This window comes from Nitratidesulfovibrio oxamicus, assembly GCF_015731765.1.
In the GTDB taxonomy this organism is placed as follows: domain Bacteria; phylum Desulfobacterota; class Desulfovibrionia; order Desulfovibrionales; family Desulfovibrionaceae; genus Cupidesulfovibrio; species Cupidesulfovibrio oxamicus.
The window spans coordinates 1-931 of sequence record NZ_VRYY01000657.1; the positions used below are offsets into that span (position 1 = coordinate 1).

Sequence of the window (931 nt, forward strand, 5' to 3'; positions counted from 1 at the left end):
CACGGCACGGGCCTTCGCGGCGCGCTGCGCGGGGGTGCTCGTGCTCAAGGGCGCGGGCAGCCTCGTCACCCGGCGCGACCGGCCCATCACCATCATTCCCCTTGCCGCACCCACGCTTGCCGTCGCCGGTTCGGGCGACGTGCTTTCCGGCCTTGCCGGCGCCCTGCTGGCGCAGGGAACACCGCCAGAGGTGGCCGCCTGCCTTGCCGCATATCTGCATGCCAAGGCCGGGCAACTGCTGCTGCACGACTACCCCGCACGGGGCAACACCCCGAGCGAAATCGCCGACGCCATCCCCCGCGCGCGAAAGGAGCACCCTCCATGCTGCTAGCCAAGGACATCATGACCGCCGCCCCCATCACTGTCACCCCGGAAACCGGCATCGCCGAAGCGGCCCGCATCATGATTGAACGCAAGTTCAACGGCCTGCCCGTGGTGGACGGCAAGGGAACCCTCGTCGGCGTCATCTGCCAGAGCGACCTCATCGCCCAGCACAAGAAGCTGAACCTGCCGACGCTGTTCACCGTGCTTGACGGCTTCATACCCCTGCGTTCCATGAGCGACCTGGACGAGGAGATGCGCAAGATCTCCGCCACCAACGTGGGCCAGGCCATGACGCCGGACCCGGTCACCGTGGGGCCTGAAACGCCCATCGACGAAGTGGCCAGCCTGATGGTGGACTCCAAGTACCACACCCTGCCCGTGGTGGACGCGGGCGGACTGGTGGGCGTCATCGGCAAGGAGGACGTGCTGCGCACCCTTGCGGGCGCGTAGCCGTCGGGCGCATGGCCCCAGCGCATTCAGCCCGGCCCCTTCAGTCCGACCAGCCCATCGGGGATGACACGGTCCTGACCCTGCGGCTGCCCGGCCCCGGCGACACCTTGCGCCTGGGGCGCGTCCTGGCGCTGGCCCTTGCGGCCCAGCCCGGTGC

Annotated in this window: 2 protein-coding genes; both read left to right on the top strand. The window is 69.5% G+C overall.

All coding sequences use genetic code 11. The features are described from left to right. A partial coding sequence (locus tag FVW20_RS16915) for an ADP-dependent NAD(P)H-hydrate dehydratase (RefSeq protein WP_307831618.1) occupies window positions 1-331 on the top strand: 331 nt, incomplete at its 5' end. Next, a complete protein-coding gene (locus FVW20_RS16920) occupies window positions 322-774 on the top strand; it encodes a CBS domain-containing protein (RefSeq protein ID WP_196610509.1) in 453 nt (150 codons plus the stop codon). The genes FVW20_RS16915 and FVW20_RS16920, both read left to right, overlap by 10 nt. Window positions 775-931 lie beyond the last annotated feature (157 nt).